Here is a 21,903-nt window from a genome sequence, read left to right as displayed (position 1 = left end):
TCCTTCCTCAGTAGTGGCACAATGCTTGCTCTCCGAGCCTCAAGGTATTCCAGCCTTGTAGCCTGTCCGGTGAAGTCATGGATGGCATTTCAATCGGTGATACCAACATGAGCAACCGTACGAGCAGCGGCCTGTCATTTGCCAAGCGCATGTACCTGCCGCGAGCGGTAGGGTCGGGGTTGGGTTTCTTCTGTGTGATGGTCGGCATCTGGCCAATGCGACCCGACGCCTGGGTCTGGGGCTTGCTGATCGCGCATGGCTTCGTCTGGCCGCACGTGGCGTTCCAGATCGCCCGACGCTCGAAACAACCATTTCGCGCAGAACAGCGCAACATGATCTTCGACGGTTTCGCCGGCGGTTGCTGGGCCGGAGCCATGGGCCTGAACCCTTTGCCGAGCGTGATCATCCTGTCCATGATCGCGATGGACAAGATCGCCGCGGGCGGCTGGCCCATGCTGGTCAGAACCTTGCTGGCGCAGGGGGTGGGTATCGGTCTGATACTGCTGCTGCCCACTCCCGTCCTGTTTCCCGAGACCAGCCAGGCACAGATGCTCGCCTGCCTGCCGATCCTGCTGATCTACCCCATGGCCATCGGCATGGTCTGTTACCAGGTGACGGTCCAGCTCACCAGGCACAAGCGTGCCCTGGCCCGTCTCAGCAAGACCGACAGCCTCACCGGGCTGATCAACCACGGCGCCTGGAAAGACTTGCTGAAGCTGGAGTTCGAGCGATGCCGGCGCAGTGACCAGCCCAACCACCTGGCCTTGATCGACATCGACCAGTTCAAGCAGATCAACGACCGCTTCGGTCATCTGGTGGGCGACGGCATCCTGCGAGTGATCAGCAGCTTGCTGTCGAGCTACCTGCGCAAGAGCGACCCGGCTGCTCGTTATGGGGGGGACGAGTTCTGCGTCATGCTGCCGGGCACGACGCCCGATCAGGCCAAGGAAGTTTTGGAACGCCTGCGCCAGGCGGTCGAGGACTACCGGGACCCGGAGTTGCCGCAACTGAGCGTCAGCCTGAGCATCGGCATCGCCTCCTACGGCGAGCACCTCGATACAGCGGATGCTTGGCTGCACGCGGCGGACATGGCGTTGTACGACGCCAAGCGTGCAGGGCGCAACACGATCATGCTGGCCAGGGCGCCAGCGGTCATACCGGGCAAGGCTGCGAGCGCGTGACGTCCAGCGGTGAAAAACATGCCGCTCTGGAAGCGCGGCAGAATCTGCTGTTGATGGTGGATTCAGGTTGAGTTTGGCCAAGCTCAAAGCATTGCAGGGAAGGCTGTCGAGGGAGAGGTCATTTTCCGGCTTTGTCGGGCTCGGCCGCTTTCAATCGTGTGGTCGCGGTCGCCTGGCCCCATCGATAGGCAAGCAAGATAGCGAAGGTCACAGCGATAAGTATCAAAACCATCTTGGGGTCAGGATGGAGACTGGCGCTATCCGCAATGCCTTTAGGCACTTCGGCAAGAGCAGTATCAGGATAGAAAATGTTCAAGAGCAAGGTGGAGAACAGCTTCAGGAACTCGAGGGAAATGACAATGCACAGGAGGGATGAAATCAGGTTTGTCACGAAGAACGTGATGGCTTTGCTGGAACGTCGTTTGATAACAAACAACGCAAGTAGCAGCAGCACAACCGCAATCATATAGGATATGAAGCCCAACCAGATGGGGATAAAGAGGGTCGCCAGATACATGAAGCCAGCTACGCAAGCTGAAATCACCAGGGCTAGAGTTTCTCCAGCCGCGCTCTTGGCACCCTGTTGCAGTTCCTTGCTGATCGTGAAGTTTCTGATTATCCATGCCTTGATAGTCACTTGGACTTCCTTGTAGAAAGGTACCGGCCTTATTGCCGAGCGACAAAGAGCCTAGCATGGCGCTTGCCGGTCTTCGCTCATGATCTGAAATTCATCACGCCTGCCCTGCATTCTTGATCAATCAGTCTACCCCTCGTACATATCAGGCATGCGAACCTTAGTCAGGATGCCGACAGGCGAGAACAGTCAGCGTCCCCTCTTCATAGAAGTAGACAATACGGTGCCCTTTGGTAATTCGACGTGACCCGTAGCCGGACAGATCGCCTTTCAAACCTTGGCTTGCCGGTACCAGCGAAGGGGGTCCGCAGGATTTCGTTGATCAAGCGATCGACCGATGCCGATATATCGGCATCGTTTTTCTTCCAGTGTTGATAATCGTCCCACCCGTGCAGGGTAAACGAAACTTTGCTAGGACCACGGGCCTGGTGTTTATTTTTCTGCTTCTGATTCGACAACCAGGGAAATCTCCTTGGTGAAGATTTTCCCCGCCTTGTGTTGTGCAATGGATTCGCGCAGGTGTGTGGTGTTGGCTTCCGTACCCAGCAGGTACATCGTTTCGGCCATCGAGCTGTAGTCGTCCAAAGAGCGCAAGACTACGGCTCGCCACGCTGACGCGTAATGACGACCGGCTCGTGATCCCGGCATACATCGTCCATTGTTTGCTTCAGGCCGGCACGCGCCTGACTGAACGTTAGAGTTTGCATTTGACTGATTCCTTCCCGGTGAGGAAACCGAGGCCTCCCAAGCTGTGCCTGGTTGGTGATTGTAAGGCGAGCGTCCTGGCCCATCGTGGGATCGGTCCAGACGTACGTAAGCAAGGCGGGGAACCAACATCCAGCACCGCTCCGACGGCGTTGTACAAAACTTTGTACGTGTTTCAGGCTTGAACGCTGGATTAAGGACTGGTGGAATTGTAGTGGTCGGATCGACTGTGATGGACCGAGCAACAGCGCTCCAACACAGCCGACAGGTTCCAGCCAGCCGTACTGCTCTACGCCGCCGCAGCCATCGGCATGATGCCCGCAGCTTCGCGTCGCACGGTCGCCAACGGCACGATGACCAGCAGCAAGGTCAGCACCACGGTCACCGCGATGCCCCACGCCGCCAGGGTAAAGCCACCCACCGAGATCAGTCCGCCGGAGATCGCCGGCCCTACCGCCAATCCCAGGCTGAGGAAGCTGCTGGCGGCCGCGACCACGCGTCCCTCGCGATCGAGCTCCGCGGCCAGGCCGGTGAGGTAGCTCAGGGCGTAGAAGTAGGTGATGCAGATGGTCATCACACCGGCGGTGTACAAGGTCTTGGAGTGCTCGCCCAGGACATACGCCAGGCTGGTCCCACCCGTCAGCAGGATCGCCAGTATCACCGGGGTGCTCATGCCGAAGCGCTTGCCGATCATGGCAGCCAGCAATGGCCCGATCAGGCCGATGAAGGACTGGAACGAGAGCAGCATGCCCAATTCGTCACCGCTGTAGCCGACCAGAGTGCCGATCCGCTCGACGAACGCCCAGCCCATGGTGTCGCGGGCCTGGAAGACGAACATCGCCAGCATCATGCAGATCGCTGGCAGGCTCAGCAGGATATTGCCCGAGCCTTTGCTGGCGCCCGGCAGCAAAGGCGCCGTGTCGGCGATCGGTGCGCGCTGCGCCATGGCGGGAATGGCCAGCAGCATCACGGCCATGGTCGCGGCCATCGCGTAGTAGAGCCCTGACAGGCCGTACAAGGCCATGACCTTGGCGTAGCCCAGCATCACCACGATCATCAGCACCACCGACAGCACGTTCATGTGGCCGGCGATACGGTCGGGGTACTTGGCGCTGGAGACCGAAGCATTGCCGCAGGCCAGGGCCAGACCGGCGCCGATGCCGGCGATACAACGCACCGCCGCCAGTGTATAGATGCTCTCGATATTGGCGCTGGCCAGGTTGGCCGCGATTGCCAGCACGGTGCCCACCAGTGCCAGGGTCCGTCGTGGCGCCCTGCCCATGAGCGGTGCGACCACCAGCGAGGCGAGCATGGTAAAGCCGAACTCGGCGGACATCAGCAGCCCGGCCTGCGCCTCGTTGAGCTGCAAGTCATGAATGATGGCGCTGATCAGGAAGGGCAATGCCCAGAGGCCGAGCAAGCCGACCCCGTAGGCCGAACCAGCGGCGGAAAACACCAGACTCCAACTTTCGGGCAAGCAGTTGCGTATTGTTTTCATGGGGCATCCCCGGATGGCTAGCACATCGGTTGGCAGAGGCGCGCCCTTAAGGCGCGCTCGATTTATTGTTGTTATTGCTGGCTTTCATCCACCGGCGTGCCGTCGTCGTACTGCGACAGCCAGGTCACCATCGCGTCGCGATAGCGGGTGAAGCCTTTGTAGTCCACCAGCTCCTGGTCCAGGTCGCGGATCACCCGGTGCATGCGCTTGGCCCATTGCGGGGCGAACTCGGCCAGCTGCTTGAGACTGACCAGGTAGGTGCGCACCGGGAACAGCACCGCGTTGCTGCGCGGCAGGCGATGCAAGGGCTGCAGCTCGATTCGCAGGTTGACCAGATCACCGGCGTTTTCGGCCGTGACGAGGGTACGCTCAGGCGCCCAGTCCGGCAGGGTTTCGGCTGACGTCTCCAGGCGTGGATTGACCGTGATCGACCAGTTGGTGCGACGCACCGGGTGGCCCGGACGCAGGCGCAGCAGGAATTTCAGGGCGCGTTGCAGGATGCCCATCTCGTGCAGCTTGGGAACCGGACCATGGAACTCCATGAAGCTCATGCCCAGGTTGAAACGCAGCGAATAATCCGCCCGCTGGGTGGCCATGCCCGCGCCCATCACCAGGGTATCGTCACGCTCTTCCAGGAGAATGAACTCGCCCTGGGCCTGGCGGGTGATGTACTCCATCGGTTCCATCGGCAGGGTGCTGGCGTCACCGAAGGTGAAGGTGTCGTCGATCTGCAGCGGGCGGTTGATCCAGTGCCACTGGGTACCGCTCTTCTCCAGGGTGAAGTGCTCGGGGTAATCGCGCGAGTACGACTCCATCAACAGCTCGAGCAGGTCCCACTGCGCTTCCATCATGTGCGGCAGGGCGGCGTAGTGGACGCCGGGCTGAGCGGCCAGGGTCTGGGCACGGTGATGGCATTCGGAAACGTAATGCTCGTCGATGTCGAACTGGCCACGCAGCGCGCCGGTGCCGAACGGTACATGCGGTTCGACGTTCATCGAGTACATGTAATGGTCTTCCGGATAAGGGAAGGGCAGGCGCAGGATCGCTTCGCGGCTGTTCTGGTAGGTGTGGTCGGGGGCCTGGTCGGCGTAGGTTTCGATCGGCTTGAATACGGTCATCTTGTTGTTCTCCTCAGAGGTCTACGACCAGGCGGCTGCAATTGGCGCGGGATACGCAAGGCATGAATTTGCGCTTGCCGAGCTTGTCTTCTTCGCTGAGCCAGTCGTCGCGGTGATCCAGCTCACCCTCGACTTCCAGCACTTCGGTCTCGCAGTACCCACAGGCGCCCCCACGGCACAGGTAAGGCACCTGGTAGCCGGCTTGCTCGGCGGCTTCGAGCAGCGATTGCTCGGCCGGCACTTCGATGGTCACGCCCTGGCGCGCGAGGGTGACGCTGAATGGCTGGCCGGTGGAGCCTTGTTCGACGAAGCGTTCGTAATGGATGTGGCTATCGGTCCAGCCCAGCGCATGAGCGCTGTCGAGGGTGTCGTCGATCATGCTGTCGGGGCCACAGACATACACATGGCTGCCCAGTGGACGGGCGGCGAGGATGCCGCGGATGTCCATGCGCGCCGCCTGACCCTGCACGTAGAGATGCACCTTCTCGCCATAGCGGGCCTTGAGTTCCAGACCCAGGGCAGTGTGTTCCGGGCCGCGGACGGCCAGGTGCAGTTCGAAAGTGGCCTGCTTGAGTTGCAGCTCCTCCAGTTGCGAATACACCGGCGTGATGCCGACGCCTCCGGCGATGAACAGATGCTGGCGGGCATGCTTGGCTAGCGGAAACAGGTTGGCGGGCTGCAGGATCTGCAGCAGCGCGCCTTCGCGCACCTGGTCATGCAGCAGGCGCGAGCCGCCACGACCTGTGTCGACCCGCCGCACTGCGATCTGGTAGGCGCTGGAGTCGTAGGGCGAGCTCATCAGCGAATAGGCGTTGCGATAGGTCTTCTCGCCTTCTTCGAGTACCACGACCACATGGCTGCCGCCGGAAAACGCTGGCAGGTGCTTGCCCTGGGGATCGTTCAAGGTGAAGCGCTTGATCTCCGGAGTGAGCTGTTCGATACGGGTAACGCGGACACTGAGGGTGCCGTTGTGGGTATTCATGTGTCGAGCTCCTCGGCAGCTGGCAGTTCGCCCGGGACTTCGCCATCGGCCTTGATGCCCTGGAAGGCAGCCAGGCGGCGGGAATAGTGATCGCGCACCACCAGGTCGAGCTGGCAGCCGGGGCAGGTGAACACGCGATGCGTGACGTTCTCGGTATAGGTGTCGCAGTGGGCGCACCACACGCGTCGCACGAGGGTGCCGCTGTGTTCGCGCAGTACCTCGTCGCGATTGAGGTCTACTGCGTTGGCGGCCTGCATGGCAGTGCCGATGAAGCTCTCCGAGCCACTCAGGTACAGGCGCGTGCCCATGTGTGCCTCGTTCAGCTTCCTGGCCAGGGCCTCGATCAGCGCCTGGTTGCTGGGGAATACCTCAAGCCCGGCAACCTTCAGTTCCCGCAGCGCTTGCAAGTGGTCGTGGCCGGAAAAGCTCTCGGTGGAGTAGAGCAGGGTGCTGTGCTGGCGCTGGCTAGGCGACATGTCCGCGATCAGGCGCAGCATGGCCGCGCCGCCACTGCCCTGGCCCGCGATCAAGTGACGCAGGCCACCTGTCATGGGTTGCAGTCGGTCATAGACCGGACGGCTCTTGATACCGGTGATAAGCATGGTGACACACCTCTTTAGCCGTTACCGCTGATGTGCCTGGCGGTAACAATGACGGCTGGTTTTCAGGCTGATGCAAGGGTGAAAGCAGAACCCATGCCATATTGCCTATGGTTTTATATGTTTTATATCGAAGACCGAATCTGGGTGTTTTGTGCCGGTTTAAGGTTTTGAAAGCGTAAGAAAGGTGATGCGCGGCGCACCGAAGCGGTGCGCCGCGCACTGCATCAGTGCTTGAACATCACGTGACGCACGCAGGTGTAGTCTTCCAGCCCGTACATCGACATGTCCTTGCCGTAACCCGACTGCTTCATGCCGCCGTGGGGCATTTCGCTGACCAGCATGAAGTGCGTGTTGACCCAGGTGCAGCCGTACTGCAGTCGCGCGGCCAGACGGTTGGCGCGCCCTACGTCGCGGGTCCATACGGAAGAGGCCAGGCCGTAGTCCGAGTCGTTGGCGTAAGCCAGGGCCTGCGTCTCATCGCTGAAGCGCGTGATGCTGATCACCGGACCGAATACTTCTCGCTGGACGATCTCATCATCCTGGCGAGCGTCCGCGAGCACGGTCGGTTCGAAGAAGAAGCCAGGGCCATCGACTCGCTTGCCGCCGGTGATGACGCGAATATGCGGCTGGGCCTTGGCGCGCTCGACGAAGCCCTCTACGCGCTGCAGGTGATCGCGAGTGATCAGCGGGCCGAGTTCGGTCTCGGGGTCATTCTGCAGGCCATGGCGCAGGCTGGCCACCGCCTCGCCAAGCTTGCTCACGAATGTGTCGTAGACGCCGTCCTGCACGTACAGGCGGCAAGCCGCGGTGCAGTCCTGACCGGCGTTGTAGAAGCCGAACGCACGGATGCCTTCGACGGCGGCATCGATGTCGGCATCGTCGAAGATCAGCACCGGCGCCTTGCCGCCCAGCTCCATGTGGGTACGCTTCACACTGCTGGCGGTACTGGCGATGATCCGTGCCCCGGTCGCGACCGAGCCGGTCAGCGACACCAGGCGCACCTTGGGGTGGTTGACCAGTGGCTCGCCCACGCTCGGGCCGCGTCCGAAGAGGATGTTGACCACACCGGCCGGGAACAGCTCGGCCATGATCCGCGCCAGTTCCAGGGCGGTGAGCGGGGTCTGCTCGGAAGGTTTGAGGACCACGCAGTTACCGGCCGCCAGCGCGGGGGCGAGCTTCCAGGCGAGCATCATCAGCGGATAGTTCCAGGGGGCGATCGATGCGACCACGCCGAGCGGATCGCGGCGAATCATCGAGGTGTGCCCCGGCAGGTACTCGCCTCCGGCCGAACCCGTCATGCAGCGGCTGGCGCCCGCGAAGAAGCGGAACACATCGGCGATGGCCGGGATCTCGTCGTTCAGCGCGGCCTGGTAGGGTTTGCCGCAGTTCTGCGATTCCAGGCGGGCCAGGTTCTCGGCCTCGGCCTCGATACGGTCGGCGAGCTTGAGCAGCAGGTTGGCGCGCTCTTTCGGCGCGGTCTGGGACCAGGCGTCGAAGGCGTCATCGGCGGCTTGCACGGCGGCATCGACCTGGGCGCCGCTGGCTTCGGCGATTTCCACCAGCACGGTGCCCAGGGAGGGGTTGTACACGGGATACGGCTCGCCTTGGCCATCCACCAACTGGCCGTTGATCAGGAGTCTGGTTTGCATGGCGTATTCCTTGGTCTTGTAGGTGATAGATCACGATAGCTGGGGGCAAAAAGGTGAACGCAGCGTTCCGCCAGAACCCCATAAACATATGAAACCATATCTTAATGTTGGAATTTTGCCAACTCACCTTTGATCGGTATTTTCTGCGTTGGTTAAGTGCAACGTGCGCTATCGTGCGCCTCGCCATTCGCTATAAGATGTGGAACAGAATTTTTAGCGCCGATGTGCGCCGAGCCATCGCACTGCTGACTTTGGAGAGGCAATGAGTGCCCTGAATACTGCCCGTAACACCGCCTTCATCCGGTTGCGCCAGGAAGGGCGGACCGATGAGGTAGCCCGCAGGCTGGTCGAAGCCATCGAGCTTGGGCTGTTTGCCGAGGGGCAGCAGTTGCCTAGTGAATCCGAGCTGGCCTTGCAGTTGGGCGTCGCCACCGTGACCCTGCGCGAGGCATTGGTCGTATTGCGCCAACGCGGCCTGATCGAGACCCGGCGTGGTCGCAATGGCGGCAGCTTCGTCTGCGCGCCCGTCGAGCTGCCCGAAGGTCTGCTCCTGCAGCGCTTGCGCGACATGAGCGGGCCGGACCTTCGCGACCTCGGCGATGAACAGCTGGCCATCTCGGGCACCGCCGCGCGGTTGGCCGCCAAGCGCAGCTCGCCCGAGCAGCAGGCACGTATTGCCCAGCACATCGAGACGCTCAAGTTGGCGACCACGCGTCAGTCCCGGCACCGGGCGGATGCGCGTTTTCATATCGAGGTGGCGGCCGCGGCGCAGTCACTGCGCCTGAGCAACCATGAGATGCGCCTGCAGTCCGAGGTCGGCGAATTGCTCTGGCTGGAAGCGGCGGGCGGTGGTGACGTGACAGTGATCGAACAGGAACACCGCGCCATCCTGCAGGCGCTGGCCAGCGGCGATCCCGTACTGGCTGGCGCCTTGGCCGAGGCGCATGTCACCCGGGGTATCAAGCGTCTGATCAGTCTGCGCCTGGAACTGCTGGCGGACGACGAACAGGGATGAAGCCAACCGGCGCGGGCGTCCGAGCCTGCCCTGGCGTGGTATTTGCGTGACATTGCGTCAACTGGCCTGAGAACGGGTCGAAGCACACATAAGAATAAAGCCGAACCTGCGTGAGGTAATGCCATGTTTGACCTAGGCGATAACGATCCCCTCTCAGCCTGCGCACAGCAGCTGGACAGCACCCTGGGGGCCATCTTCGGTCAGGTCCGCCACCTGGTGGATGAAACCCGCAGCCTCTGGGCGCGCGTCCTGGCCGAAGGCCGTGAACCCACGGCCCGGGACATGGCCTCGCTACGCCCGGCCATCGACCAGCAACTGCTGGCCACCGGCGCATTCGGCTGCGGTGGCGGGGTGATCGTCGAGCCGGGTTGCCTGGCCGACCGCGAGATGCACCTGGAGTGGTGGTACCTGGCCGACGCCGGCAAGACCATGCCCCTGCGCCCCAACTTCGACCGCCGCCGCGAGAACTTCTACGACTACACCGCCATGCCCTGGTACAGCCGCCCGCGCGCGACCGGCAAGCCGGTGGTCGAAGGCCCGTACGTGGATCTCTACGGCACCAACATGTACGTGCTGACCTTCACCATCCCGATCTGGGTACAGGACCGCTTCATCGGCGTGGCCGGGCTGGACTTGTCGCTGCACAACGTCGAACGAATGCTGGTGCGCAGCTTGATGCGCCTGGAGCATCAGGCGGTGCTGATCGCGGCGGATGGCCGGGTGATCGCGTCGAACTCGGCCAACTGGATGGTCGGGGATTTGGCGCTGGCGCTGCTCAATGCCGTGCCGCATGACGGGACACGGCTTGGACTGGCCGAGTCGGAGGCGGGGTGGTCGTTGGTACGGTTGCCGACGCTGCGCAGGGCGGCGTGAGGCGCCGGCTTCCTGTTCGACGAATATTACTATGGTAACCCGCAGGTCTATCCGCCAGGCCAGGGGCTAAAACGCCACGAAGCCAGATGCACCGTGGCGCCTTTACTCAAGGATTGTCGTGCGGCTTCATTCCCACGTCGACATCATCGACCAGCGCCTTGGCCATCGAGCTGAGGAAGTGCGCTGCCCTTACCAGCGAGCCGTCGTCATCCAGTGCACCGAGTACGGTGAGTCGGCTGACGCAGCCTATGATCAGCGATGCCTGTTCCAGCGCGTAGGTGTAAGGGACGTCTGGATTGATGCGGAGCAGATAATCCGGTGGTGCAAGGCCAAGCGCGGATGTCGCGATGCCGGCGGTGGTGTTTTTCTGGGGGCGGGAGAATGGGTGTGTGTCGCTCATTGGGGGAGGCCTCTGGATGAGGGTCGCTCGGAGCGACAAGGCAGGATCGACGCAACCAGGGCGCGGGCGGCTTCGATCTCGTGGAGGATTGAAAGGAGCGGGCGTTCCGGGAGTACGATAGGGCGGGTAAGGGCTTGCTGCGTAGGGGTGGCTTCGGGAGTGTGCGGGGAGCGGGGCGGGTGTGGGACGATTTTCAGTATGGCAACAGCCTCTAGAGTCAAATTGAGCTGCAAGACTCCGCTGCCAAACGGAAGGGTGGCACACCCAGCAACGGAAGCCGAAGCTTAATTCTTCAGTGACGCTGCCGGCCTATCGCGGGACAAGCCCGCTCGCCACCGGTACGCGGTGTTTCCAGTGGTGCTGGTGAAGTATGTTTCGGAAATGGACTACAGGGAATAAGGAAAATCTGAGAGTTTGCTAACACCCAGCAACGGAAGCCGAAGCTTAATTCTTCAGTGACGCTGCCGGCCTATCGCGGGACAAGCCCGCTCGCCACCGGTATGCGGCGTTTCCAGTGGTGCTGGTGAAGTATGTTTCGGAAATGGGCTACAGGGAATAAGGAAAGTCTGAGAGTTTGCTAGCACCCAGCAACGGAAGCCGAAGCTTAATTCTTCAGTGACGCTGCCGGCCTATCGCGGGGCAAGCCCGCTCGCCACCGGTACGCGGTGTTCCCAGTGGTGCTGGTGAAGTATGTTTCGGAAATGGACCACAGGGAATAAGGAAAATCTGAGAGTTTGCTAGCATCCAGCAACTGAAGCCGAAGCTTAATTCTTCAGTGACGCTGCTGGCCTATCGCGGGACAAGCCCGCTTGCCACTGGAAACGCCGCGTATCGGTGGCGAGCGGGCTTGTCCCGCGATAGGCCGGCAGCGTCACTGAAGATTCCGAAAGCTGTTAAGCACCAGCATTTGAACCGATAGCTTTCCCTTGACTGTCTGCGTTAGGGCACCGGTGTTGTATTGCACGGTCATGACTCGCGCCGAACCGGTGATTTGCACCCGTAATGAACCGAGCCGATGTTGCAACAAGCCGATGAGAGCTGGCTTGCCGGGACGCCAGACCGCCTGCAACCAAGTCCGAAAGACTCGCCTGGCAATGGGATCTTGCCTAGGCCGCGCTGGTCGTGGCTACCCAGACCCCGCAAACGGCCCACCAAAACCGAAATCTCCAGACTCCGACCCGCTAACCGCGGCAGCCAGCCCCATCAAATTCGAATCCTGCTACACATTTACAGTCTCACCTAAACCCATACCCATAACATGCCCAGCGGCCCCACCCAGGCGGATCAGATCAAACCGCAATGATCAAGAAATAGCCTACAAAAATCAGGAGTGTCAAAAAAGCCCTGGGCGCATGCTCCAAGGTCCAACCTCGCCACAGCGACCACCTGGCCATGAATGCCGCATCCCCTGAAACGAGAGCCTGCCCATGCCCGCCTATACCGAATACCCCACCCCGGCCCCCATCCTCTCTCCCGGCGAAACCGTCGTCCTCTTCGACGGCGTTTGCAAACTCTGCAACGGCCTCGTGCGCTTCCTGATCCGCCATGACCCCGCGGCACGCATCCGCCTGGCCACCGTGCAATCGCCCGAAGGCCAGCGCCTGCTTGCATGGGCCGGATTGCCGCTCGACCGGTTCAATACCATGGCCGTGATTCGCGACAACCGCTGCTGGATTCGCTCCAATGCCTTTTTCGAAGTCGCGGGAGAGTTGCCAGGCGCCTGGCGTGCGTTTGGGGTACTGCGCGTACTGCCAAGAGGATTACGGGACTGGGCTTACGACCGCATAGCCCTGAACCGTTATCGACTATTTGGCAGATACGACAATTGCCCATTGCCTACAGCTGAGCATCAGCGGCGTTTTCTAAAAAGCACGGTGTGAGTGGGTGAGTAATATTCGTTTGAGTATTCAAAGAAAGCTCGGGTTTTTATTAATTGTACTGTCAAGGGGCTTTATGTGGATATATCTATCTGTCTCTGGATCGCTCTGGAAGTTATTACTTCTGTGCGATGCTGGAAAGCCTCGTACTACCTCTGAAAGCCAGATCAATGACTCATGGAGCGGTCTGCTATAGTGTTCTCCTTGTCTTGCCCGGCATGGCGCCCTCGGCGTCACGCCCAATAGCGTTCATGGGAGGAAGCATGTCGGGAGCGGTGTTTGGATTGATCATGTTCGCTGCCGCCTTGCATGCTTCATGGAACGCTATCGTAAAAGCCGGCCAGAACAAGTTGCTGACTACCGTGCTGGTGACCACGTCCGCTGCGATATGGGCAGCCATTCTGCTACCCTTTCTACCGTCTCCCGACTCGCAGAGCTGGCCCTATATCGCCCTGTCAGTCGCACTCCAGATACTGTACTTCGCGTTGCTCGCGCGAATATATCGCATTGCCGACATGAGCCAAACGTACCCGCTGATGCGAGGCGTTGCGCCGCTTATCGTCGCGCTTGCCGCGATAGTCATGCTCGGCGAGATCCCGAGCCGGAACGCCGGGTCAGGCATCATCATAATCTGCTCCGGCATTCTGATGATGCTGTTCACCGCGGGGCGGCAAGGCAGGTCAGGGCTGGCGTTGGCATTGCTCAATGCGGTAGTGATCGGGGGCTACACCTTGGTCGATGGTGTAGGTGTGCGACTATCCGCAGCGCCTGTCGCCTATACGCTCTGGATATTCCTGCTGACAGGCGCAGGGATTGCTTTATATGCGGCGCTGACAAGGTTGAGCGAGGCCCGGCAATACCTGCGAATAAACTGGCGTCTTGGTGTAGTGGGCGGTTTTGGCACGCTCACCTCTTACGGCCTTGCACTCTACGCGATGACGCTCGCGCCCGTCGCAGTGGTAGCTGCCTTGCGGGAAACATCAATTCTTTTTGCGGTAGCGATCTCCGGGGTGTTCTTGAAAGAGCAGGTGGGACGCATCCGTCTCTTGGCTGTCTGTGTCATCGCGCTAGGCGCGTTTACGGTGCGCTTGGCATAACGCACACTCGTGTCGCCATTCAGGCACAAAAAACTGACTCAGGGACGGTTTTTTCAATCAGAATGCATTCATCTAAACGTGAACCTGCAAAATGGGTCTGAAGTGGGTGGTCATGAGCGGCTGCTTTCGATCGGCCACCCCCCGTATGTCCACCCTACAGTGTTGTCTGATGCAATTTAACGTGGATAGAGACTGATTTATGCGGGGCAGTTTTGAGCCTGAGAAGCTGAAAAATCTCAGTCGAGAAGAGCTTGAAAGTGAGGTTCTTCGCCTGCGCAGGCTTATTGAGGACCCTGCGATAGCCGTCCAGAACGCCAGCATCAATGAGCCTGGCGCTCAAGAGCAAATGCGGGGTCAAGGGAGCCAGGCAGTTTCATCCGACGTTTCGACACGGACCCAAGCTGGCCGCTGTTCGGTCGCTGGCAGTGATGCACGGCAGCAAGCGATTTTTGATAGCGCGGTCGACTTCGCCATGATCGTGATCGACCCGCAAGGATCCATCACTGACTGGAACGCGGGCGCGATGCACGTCATGGGCTGGACTTCCGATGAAATGCAAGGCCAGCCCGCGGAGCGCTTTTTCACGTCCGAAGACCGAGCGCAGGACCGCCTTGAATACGAGATGATCAGCGCCCTGCAACGAGGGCGCGCGACGGATGAACGCTGGCACCTGCGTAAAGATGGCAGACGATTCTGGGCGTCCGGCGAAATGATGCCGCTTTATGGAGATAACCAGGTTCACTTGGGTTTCGTGAAAATTCTCCGCGATCGCACCAGCGAGCATCTGGCGGGGCGTGCTATCGAGGAAGCCCAAACGCGTTATCGTCTGGCTTTGAAGGCCACGAACGATGCTATCTGGGATTGGGATCTCACTGCTCACCACGTGTTGTGGAACGACGCATTGGAACAGGCTTACGGCCACGCTCCGGCTACCGTCGAAAGCACTGGCGAGTGGTGGCTCGCGCATATTCATCCGGACGACAGGGACCGCATCCATGCCTCTATCCACGCGGTGATTGACGGCACGGGATCCACCTGGGCCGATGAATATCGGTTCCGCCGGGTCGATGGCTCCTATGCTCAAGTGCTGGATCGGGGGCAGGTGATTCGCGATGAAGGGGGTCGAGCGGTACGCATGATCGGGGCGATGCTCGATCTGACCCGCATCCGCAGTACAGAAGCCGCGCTGCGTCAAAGCGAGGAGCGCTTCAGAACGATCGTGGCGACCATCGAATCGGCCTTCGCCATCGTCGAAGTCAAGTTCGACGCTGCCGATCAACCAGTGGATTACCGCTTCCTGGAGGCGAATCCGGCTTTTGAAAAGCAGTCCGGCGTGGACCTTCAGGGCAAATGGGTGACCGAGTTCGCACCGGACCTGGAGCCTTTCTGGTTTGAAACCTATGGCCGAGTCGCTAAAACGGGCATCCCGGCCACATTCGAAAACTATGCCGAGCGCTTCGCGCGTTGGTTCGATGTCCGGGCCGTTCGAGTGGGCGATCCCGCCGATCGACAAATCGCCATCTTGTTCAGCGACGTCACCGAGCGGCGAAACGCGGAAGCTCGCCTGCGCGCCAGCGAAGCGCTTGCACGCGAGAACGTGGAGCGGGTCCAGCTCGCGCTGGCGGCGGGCGCCATATTTGGCACCTGGCACCTGGATTTGCGCACCGGCAGTTTTACCGTGGACGAGGCGTTTGCCCGTGCCTTCGGGCTTGATCCGGCCATGGGTCACAAAGGCTTGAGTCTTGACCAGGTCATCGCGACGGTGCATCCCGAGGATCGGGACGGCCTGCTGTGGGCCATCGATGAAGTCGTTTCCCGCGGAGGCGCGTATGCGCATCAATATCGGGTCCGCCGCGCGGACGGCAAGTATTATTGGATCGAGGCAAACGGACGCGTCGACCACGCCGAGGACGGCACCCCACTAAGTTTTCCAGGGGTGCTGATCGACGTGCAGGAGCGTCGTTCGGTGGAGGCTCAGCGCGACCGCGCCATCGCGGCGTTGAGATCGCTCACCGACACCTTGGAGCAACGCGTGGCCGAGCGTACGGCGGAGCTGATGCAGACCGAGGAAAAGCTGCGTCAATCCCAGAAGATGGAGGCGGTAGGTCAACTCACCGGCGGCCTGGCCCATGACTTCAACAACCTGCTTGCTGGTATCTCGGGCGCGTTGGAGCTGATGTCGAAAAAGATGGCCCAGGGCCGTATGGCGGACGTTGATCGTTACCTCGCGACCGCTCAAGGCGCGGCGAAGCGCGCGGCCGCGCTGACTCATCGACTTCTGGCGTTCTCTCGGCGACAGACACTGGATCCACGACCAGCGGACATCAACAGCCTGGTCGAGGGCATGATCGAGCTGATCCAGCGTACCGTCGGCCCCGGCATTGTGGTGGAGACCGTCAAGACGCCGGATTCCTGGCCCGTACGCGTGGACACCAGCCAGTTGGAGAATGCGCTGTTGAACCTGTGCATCAATGCTCGCGACGCTATGTTGGGTGGCGGCCGCATCACCATCGAGACAAGCAATAGGCAGTTGGATGAGCAGTCAGCGCGCGCGCTTGACGTACCCGAGGGCGGCTATCTGGTCGTCAGTGTGACTGACACTGGCGTAGGCATGTCTCCCGATGTGCTCGCCAAGGCATTCGACCCGTTCTTTACCACCAAGCCCATTGGCCAAGGCACCGGTCTTGGTCTTTCGATGATCTATGGGTTTGCCAAACAGTCTGGCGGCCAGGTGAGCCTGGCTTCCACGGAAGGGGAGGGCACGACGATCTGTATCTATCTCCCTTGCTACCATGGGACCGAGCCCACCCTGGAAGAAGTCGATAGTCCCGCGGCCGCCGCACCGGCGATCATGGGTCAGACGATCCTGGTAGTCGACGATGAGCCTACCGTGCGAATGCTCTTGACGGACTCCCTTAACGAGCTTGGCTATACCGTCATCGAGGCCGCTGATAGCGGTGCCGGTCTCAAGGTACTGCGCTCGGACGTACGTATCGACATGCTCATTTCGGATGTGGGCTTGCCGGGAGGCATGAATGGACGGCAGATGGCGGACGCGGCGCGCGAAGTCCGGCCGGGTCTGAAGACCTTGTTCATTACTGGATACGCCGAAAGCGCTGCCATCGGCGATGGTCATCTCGAACCCGGGATGCATGTGATGACGAAGCCGTTTGAAATGGACACGTTCGCTTCGCGGGTCGGGGAGTTGATTCGGACGTAGCCGATTGGGCCGGCGGTACCTGGCGGCCGGGAGGTTTCGTAGCCATTCCCGGCCTGAAAAACATAGTCTGTGCCGATGCTGGCTACAGCGGTGTCCAAGCGAAGAAGATGCAGGGCGCCAAGCCATCGCGCAGACCGGGCCCCGATGAATTTGGCCTGATGTACTTTGTGGGCTGATGCCATGCATGCAATCTGCCTTATACCCGAGCAGGGGGTACTTGAGATTGATAATGCGGGCGAGGACCAGCGCAACCTGAAAGCAGGGACGACAAGCGCACCGGTCTGGCATGAATTTCAGGCACAAAAAAACCGACTCAAGGTCGGTTTCTCTGTTGCGATCCCGGTAGAAGGATCTGTGTTTGGTGCCCCGAGGGAGACTCGAACTCCCACTCCTTTCGAAAACGGATTTTGAATCCGCCGCGTCTACCAATTCCGCCATCAGGGCTTGTCGGGCGGCAGTATAGAGAGCCTCTTTGATCGGGTCAATCGGGTTTCATGGTGAATTTTCACGCGTTGGGCTAAACTTTGCGGCCCTGTCGAACCGAACATCATCATGCGCGTCGCCGATTTCTCCTTTGACCTCCCTGATTCCCTGATCGCTCGTCATCCGTTGGCAGAGCGCCACAGCAGCCGTTTGTTGACCCTGGATGGGCCGAGCGGGGCACTGGCGCACCGGCAATTCACCGATCTGCTGGACTTCCTGCAGCCGGGTGACCTGATGGTCTTCAACAATACGCGTGTGATCCCGGCGCGGCTGTTCGGCCAGAAGGCGTCCGGCGGCAAGCTGGAGATCCTGGTGGAGCGGGTGCTGGACAGCCATCGGGTGTTGGCCCATGTGCGCTCGAGCAAGGCGCCCAAGCCGGGCACGCAGCTGCTGATCGATGGCGGTGGCGAGGCCGAGATGGTCGCGCGGCACGAGACGTTGTTCGAGCTGCGCTTCGCCGAGGAGGTGCTGCCGCTGCTGGAACGGGTCGGGCACATGCCGTTGCCGCCCTATATCGATCGCCCCGACGAGGGCGCCGACCGCGAGCGCTATCAGACGGTGTACGCCGAGCGCGCGGGCGCGGTGGCGGCACCGACGGCGGGGCTGCATTTCGATGAAGCTCTGCTGGCGAAGATCGCGGCCAAGGGCGTGGAGCGCGCGTTCGTGACCTTGCACGTGGGCGCGGGGACGTTCCAGCCGGTGCGCGTCGAGCGCATCGAAGACCATCACATGCACAAGGAGTGGCTCGAGGTCGGCCAGGACGTGGTCGATGCCGTGGCCGCGTGTCGCGCTCGAGGTGGCCGGGTGGTCGCCGTGGGCACGACCAGCGTGCGTTCGCTGGAGAGCGCCGCGCGTGATGGCGAACTCAAGGCGTTCAGCGGCGACACCGATATCTTCATCTTCCCGGGGCGTCCCTTCCATGTGGTCGATGCCCTGGTCACCAACTTCCACCTGCCGGAGTCCACGCTGCTGATGCTGGTCTCGGCCTTCGCCGGTTACCCGGAGACCATGGCTGCCTATGCGGCGGCGGTCGAGCAGGGGTACCGCTTCTTCAGTTACGGTGATGCCATGTTCATCACCCGCAATCCGGCGCCACGTGGCCCCGAGGATCAAGCATGAGTCGCACCTGTCGTATGTCGTTCGAGTTGCTGGCCACTGACGGCAAGGCCCGTCGCGGCCGCCTGACCTTCCCGCGTGGCACGGTCGAGACCCCGGCGTTCATGCCGGTGGGCACCTATGGCACGGTCAAGGGCATGCTGCCGCGTGACATCGAGGCCACCGGCGCGGAGATCATCCTGGGCAACACCTTCCACCTGTGGCTGCGCCCGGGTACCGAGGTGATCAAGGCGCACAACGGCCTGCACGACTTCATGCAGTGGAAGGGTCCGATCCTGACCGACTCCGGTGGTTTCCAGGTGTTCAGCCTGGGTGCCATGCGCAAGATCAAGGAAGAAGGCGTGACCTTCGCTTCGCCGGTGGACGGTTCCAAGGTGTTCATGGGGCCGGAGGAATCCATGCAGGTTCAGCGAGACCTGGGTTCGGACATCGTGATGATCTTCGACGAATGCACGCCGTACCCAGCCGACGAAGACGTGGCCCGCGTGTCGATGGAACTGTCGCTGCGCTGGGCGCAGCGCTCCAAGAACGCCCATGGCGACAACACCGCGGCGCTGTTCGGGATCGTTCAGGGCGGCATGCACCAGGACCTGCGCATGCGCTCGCTGGAGGGGCTCGACAAGATCGGCTTCGATGGCCTGGCCATCGGCGGTCTGTCGGTGGGCGAACCCAAGCACGAAATGATCAAGGTGCTCGACTACCTGCCGGGCCAGATGCCGACTGACAAACCTCGTTACCTTATGGGGGTAGGCAAACCGGAAGATCTCGTCGAGGGTGTGCGCCGCGGCGTCGACATGTTCGACTGCGTGATGCCGACGCGCAACGCGCGCAACGGTCATCTGTTCATCGATACCGGGGTGATCAAGATCCGCAATGCGTTCCATCGCCATGATGACTCGTCGTTGGATCCTACCTGCGATTGCTATACCTGTCAGAACTTCTCCCGCGCTTATCTGCATCATTTGGACAAGTGCGGCGAAATGTTGAGCAGCATGTTGAATACGATCCACAACTTGCGCCACTACCAGCGCCTGATGGCTGGTTTGCGCGAGGCTATTCAACAGGGTAAATTGGCCGCCTTTGTCGACGCCTTCTACGCCAAGCGCGGGCTTCCCGTGCCGCCCTTGGACTGAGTCCCTTCGTATACCGCAAATAACAACCTTGCGATTTTGCAACTGGAGTGCCACATGAGCTTTCTGATTCCCGCCGCGTACGCCGACGCTGCTGCCCCTGCCGTAGGTCCTGCCGGCACCGGCTTCGAATGGATCTTCCTGGTCGGTTTCCTGGTCATCTTCTACCTGATGATCTGGCGTCCGCAGGCCAAGCGCGCCAAACAGCAGAAGAACCTGCTGGGCAATCTGCAGAAGGGCGACGAAGTCGTCACCAACGGCGGTATCGCCGGCAAGATCGTCAAGGTTGCCGATGACTTCGTGGTCCTGGAAGTGTCCGACAACGTCGAACTGAAGTTCCAGAAGGGCGCCGTGGCGGCGACCCTGCCAAAAGGTACGCTCAAGGCTATCTGAGTTACCGGTTTTCTATCCTCGTCGGGGCGCGCAACGCGCCCCGCGTCTTGAACGGGCGGCGTGATGCTGAACAAATACCCTCTGTGGAAATACGCACTGATCCTGGCGGTACTGGCGATCGGTTTCATTTATTCCGCTCCCAACCTCTACCCTGACGATCCGGCGGTACAGATCAGTGGCGCCAGCACGGCGTTGCAAGTGACCCAGGCCGACCTGGATCGTGTGAGCAAGTCGTTGGCCGATGCCGGCATCGCCGTGAAGGGCGCCAGCCTGGGCGAGCAGGGCAGGGGCGCGCTGGTGCGCCTGGCGAACCAGGAGCAGCAACTGCCGGCCAAGGATGTAGTGCGCAAGGCCCTGGGCGATGATTATGTCGTGGCTCTCAACCTGGCTCCGACCACCCCGCAATGGCTGCGCAATCTTGGCGCGAGCCCGATGAAGATGGGCCTGGACCTGTCCGGTGGTGTGCACTTCCTGCTGGAAGTGGACATGGACAAGGCCATGGACGCACGCCTGAAAGTCTATGAAGGCGAAGTGAAGACCTTGCTGCGCAAAGAGCGCATCCGCTACCGCAGCCTGCCTCAGCAGGATGGCGGTATCCAGCTGGGCTTCTCCGACGATGCAACCCGCGAGCAGGCCCGCAGCCTGATCCGCAAGAATTTCAACGATTTCGACCTGACCGCCAGCGAGCGCAACGAGCTTGCCGTGCTGCGTCTGGCGATCACGCAAGCGAAAGTCGCCGAGATCCGCGAATACTCGATCAAGCAGAACCTGACCACGGTGCGTAACCGGGTCAACGAGCTGGGCGTGGCCGAGCCGCTGGTCCAGCGCCAGGGCGCCAACCGTATCGTGGTCGAACTGCCGGGCGTGCAGGACACGGCCGAGGCCAAGCGTATCCTCGGCAAGACCGCCAACCTGGAGTTCCGCTTCGGTGCCGAGCCTGGCGCATCCCGCGCCACGACCGAGGTGTTCGAGTTCCGCGAGGGTGGTCGTTCCGCGCCGGTCGAGCGTGGGCTGATCATCACCGGTGACCAGGTGACCGACGCCCAGGCCGGCTTCGACGAGCATGGCCGTCCGCAGGTGAACATCCGCCTGGATGGCCACGGTGGCGAGTTGATGAGTCGCGCCACCCGCAGCAACGTGGGTCGCAGCATGGCAGTGATCTTCATCGAGCAGAAGCCGATCACTCGCTACACCAAGCAGGTGGTCGACGGTGTGGAGAAGGACGTCCCGGTCCAGACCTTCCAGGAAGAGAAGAAGATCATCAGCCTGGCGACCATCCAGTCGCCACTGGGCAGTCAGTTCCGCATCACCGGCCTGAACGGTCAGGGCGAATCGTCCGAACTGGCCCTGCTGCTGCGTGCCGGTGGCCTGGCCGCGCCGATGTACTTCGCCGAAGAGCGCACCATCGGTCCGAGCCTGGGTGCCGACAACATCACCAAGGGTATCGATGCGTCGCTGTGGGGCATGCTGTTCGTCTCGCTGTTCATCATCGCCATCTATCGCGCCTTCGGTGTGATCGCGACCATTGCCCTGGCCGGCAACATGGTCCTGCTGCTCGCGCTGATGTCGCTGCTGGGAGCCACCCTGACCCTGCCGGGTATTGCCGGTATCGTCCTGACCATGGGTATGGCGGTCGATGCCAACGTACTGATCTTCTCGCGTATTCGCGAAGAGATGAAAGCCGGCATGTCCGTGCAGCGCGCCATCCACGAAGGCTTCAACCGTGCCTACACGGCGATCATCGATGCCAACCTGACCAGCTTGCTGGTGGGCGGCATCCTCTTCGCCATGGGTACCGGTCCGGTCAAGGGCTTCGCGGTTACCATGTCCCTCGGGATTTTCACCTCGATGTTCACCGCCGTCATGGTGACCCGTGCCATGGTCAACCTGACCTGTGGTGGGCGTGACATCAAGAAGCTGTGGGTTTAAG

General features: G+C 61.2%; 17 protein-coding genes, 1 tRNA gene and 2 pseudogenes. 10 read left to right on the top strand and 10 right to left on the bottom strand.

The features are described from left to right. Positions 1-107 precede the first annotated feature (107 nt). Entirely contained in the window at positions 108-1,181 is a 1,074-nt protein-coding gene (locus G7009_RS08905) for a diguanylate cyclase (protein ID WP_181129626.1), read from the top strand. Positions 1,182-1,299: 118 nt separating this feature from the next. Here G7009_RS08905 and G7009_RS08900 read toward each other — a convergent pair whose 3' ends face one another. From G7009_RS08900 to G7009_RS08865, 8 genes and pseudogenes are all read right to left on the bottom strand, one after another. Further along, positions 1,300-1,818 carry a hypothetical protein gene (locus tag G7009_RS08900; protein WP_181129625.1) on the bottom strand — a complete coding sequence of 173 codons (519 nt, stop codon included), beginning with the start codon at positions 1,816-1,818 and terminating at the stop codon, positions 1,300-1,302. 157 nt (positions 1,819-1,975) lie between these two features. Then, a pseudogene (locus G7009_RS08895) lies at positions 1,976-2,273 on the bottom strand (Txe/YoeB family addiction module toxin). Continuing rightward, positions 2,248-2,522: pseudogene (locus tag G7009_RS08890) on the bottom strand (type II toxin-antitoxin system Phd/YefM family antitoxin). The pseudogenes G7009_RS08895 and G7009_RS08890 overlap by 26 nt, the downstream one beginning before the upstream one ends. Before the next feature lie 287 nt (positions 2,523-2,809). Next, positions 2,810-4,018: an MFS transporter gene (locus G7009_RS08885; RefSeq protein WP_181129624.1), complete on the bottom strand. Its 1,209-nt coding sequence runs from the start codon at positions 4,016-4,018 to the stop codon at positions 2,810-2,812. A gap of 71 nt (positions 4,019-4,089) precedes the next feature. After that, positions 4,090-5,136, bottom strand: a complete 1,047-nt coding sequence (locus tag G7009_RS08880; RefSeq protein ID WP_181129623.1) for a heme-dependent oxidative N-demethylase family protein — start codon at positions 5,134-5,136, stop codon at positions 4,090-4,092. Between the two features lie 13 nt (positions 5,137-5,149). Further along, entirely contained in the window at positions 5,150-6,118 is a 969-nt protein-coding gene (locus G7009_RS08875) for a PDR/VanB family oxidoreductase (protein ID WP_181129622.1), read from the bottom strand. Continuing rightward, the gene (locus tag G7009_RS08870) at positions 6,115-6,720 is read right to left on the bottom strand and encodes a dimethylamine monooxygenase subunit DmmA family protein (RefSeq protein WP_181129621.1); all 606 of its coding nucleotides are present in this window, start codon (positions 6,718-6,720) and stop codon (positions 6,115-6,117) included. The genes G7009_RS08875 and G7009_RS08870 overlap by 4 nt, the downstream gene beginning before the upstream one ends. A gap of 224 nt (positions 6,721-6,944) precedes the next feature. After that, positions 6,945-8,369 (bottom strand): gamma-aminobutyraldehyde dehydrogenase, encoded by a 1,425-nt coding sequence (locus tag G7009_RS08865; protein ID WP_181129620.1) that lies wholly within the window; start codon positions 8,367-8,369, stop codon positions 6,945-6,947. A gap of 262 nt (positions 8,370-8,631) precedes the next feature. Between G7009_RS08865 and G7009_RS08860 the strand changes: the two genes are divergently transcribed. Together G7009_RS08860 and G7009_RS08855 are read left to right on the top strand one after the other, a co-directional pair. Continuing rightward, complete coding sequence (locus G7009_RS08860) at positions 8,632-9,384, top strand: FadR/GntR family transcriptional regulator (protein WP_181129619.1); 753 nt, start codon at positions 8,632-8,634, stop codon at positions 9,382-9,384. 123 nt (positions 9,385-9,507) lie between these two features. Beyond that, positions 9,508-10,257, top strand: a complete 750-nt coding sequence (locus tag G7009_RS08855) for a cache domain-containing protein (RefSeq protein WP_181129618.1) — start codon at positions 9,508-9,510, stop codon at positions 10,255-10,257. Positions 10,258-10,363: 106 nt separating this feature from the next. Here G7009_RS08855 and G7009_RS08850 read toward each other — a convergent pair whose 3' ends face one another. Then, on the bottom strand, positions 10,364-10,657 hold the full coding sequence (locus G7009_RS08850) for a DUF3077 domain-containing protein (protein ID WP_181129617.1): 294 nt from the start codon (positions 10,655-10,657) through the stop codon (positions 10,364-10,366). A gap of 1,427 nt (positions 10,658-12,084) precedes the next feature. On the opposite strand from G7009_RS08850, the gene G7009_RS08845 reads away from it, so the two are divergent. The 3 genes from G7009_RS08845 to G7009_RS08835 all read left to right on the top strand — a co-directional run bounded on the left by G7009_RS08845 (position 12,085) and on the right by G7009_RS08835 (position 16,851). Beyond that, on the top strand, positions 12,085-12,537 hold the full coding sequence (locus tag G7009_RS08845; RefSeq protein ID WP_181129616.1) for a thiol-disulfide oxidoreductase DCC family protein: 453 nt from the start codon (positions 12,085-12,087) through the stop codon (positions 12,535-12,537). A gap of 287 nt (positions 12,538-12,824) precedes the next feature. After that, positions 12,825-13,631 carry a DMT family transporter gene (locus G7009_RS08840; RefSeq protein ID WP_258197893.1) on the top strand — a complete coding sequence of 269 codons (807 nt, stop codon included), beginning with the start codon at positions 12,825-12,827 and terminating at the stop codon, positions 13,629-13,631. Between the two features lie 199 nt (positions 13,632-13,830). Beyond that, positions 13,831-16,851: a PAS domain-containing hybrid sensor histidine kinase/response regulator gene (locus tag G7009_RS08835; RefSeq protein WP_181129614.1), complete on the top strand. Its 3,021-nt coding sequence runs from the start codon at positions 13,831-13,833 to the stop codon at positions 16,849-16,851. 359 nt (positions 16,852-17,210) lie between these two features. On the opposite strand, the gene G7009_RS08830 is transcribed toward G7009_RS08835, so the two are convergent. Next, a tRNA-Leu gene (locus tag G7009_RS08830) sits at positions 17,211-17,295 on the bottom strand. A 108-nt stretch (positions 17,296-17,403) separates the two neighbouring features. Between G7009_RS08830 and queA the strand changes: the two genes are divergently transcribed. The 4 genes from queA to secD all read left to right on the top strand — a co-directional run bounded on the left by queA (position 17,404) and on the right by secD (position 21,902). Continuing rightward, positions 17,404-18,453 (top strand): tRNA preQ1(34) S-adenosylmethionine ribosyltransferase-isomerase QueA, encoded by a 1,050-nt coding sequence (gene queA, locus G7009_RS08825; protein WP_181129613.1) that lies wholly within the window; start codon positions 17,404-17,406, stop codon positions 18,451-18,453. A 14-nt stretch (positions 18,454-18,467) separates the two neighbouring features. Then, positions 18,468-19,583 (top strand): tRNA guanosine(34) transglycosylase Tgt, encoded by a 1,116-nt coding sequence (tgt, locus tag G7009_RS08820; RefSeq protein ID WP_181129731.1) that lies wholly within the window; start codon positions 18,468-18,470, stop codon positions 19,581-19,583. Between the two features lie 54 nt (positions 19,584-19,637). Next, positions 19,638-19,973, top strand: a complete 336-nt coding sequence (yajC, locus tag G7009_RS08815) for a preprotein translocase subunit YajC (protein WP_181129612.1) — start codon at positions 19,638-19,640, stop codon at positions 19,971-19,973. A 63-nt stretch (positions 19,974-20,036) separates the two neighbouring features. Then, positions 20,037-21,902, top strand: coding sequence for a protein translocase subunit SecD (gene secD, locus G7009_RS08810; protein ID WP_181129611.1), 1,866 nt, complete (start codon positions 20,037-20,039; stop codon positions 21,900-21,902). Position 21,903: the final 1 nt, after the last annotated feature.

It is taken from the genome of Pseudomonas capeferrum (assembly GCF_013523055.1).
In the GTDB taxonomy this organism is placed as follows: Bacteria; Pseudomonadota; Gammaproteobacteria; order Pseudomonadales; family Pseudomonadaceae; genus Aquipseudomonas; species Aquipseudomonas capeferrum_A.
The sequence above is the reverse complement of the archived record's forward strand: the minus strand, read 5'-3'. Positions and strand labels throughout refer to the sequence as shown.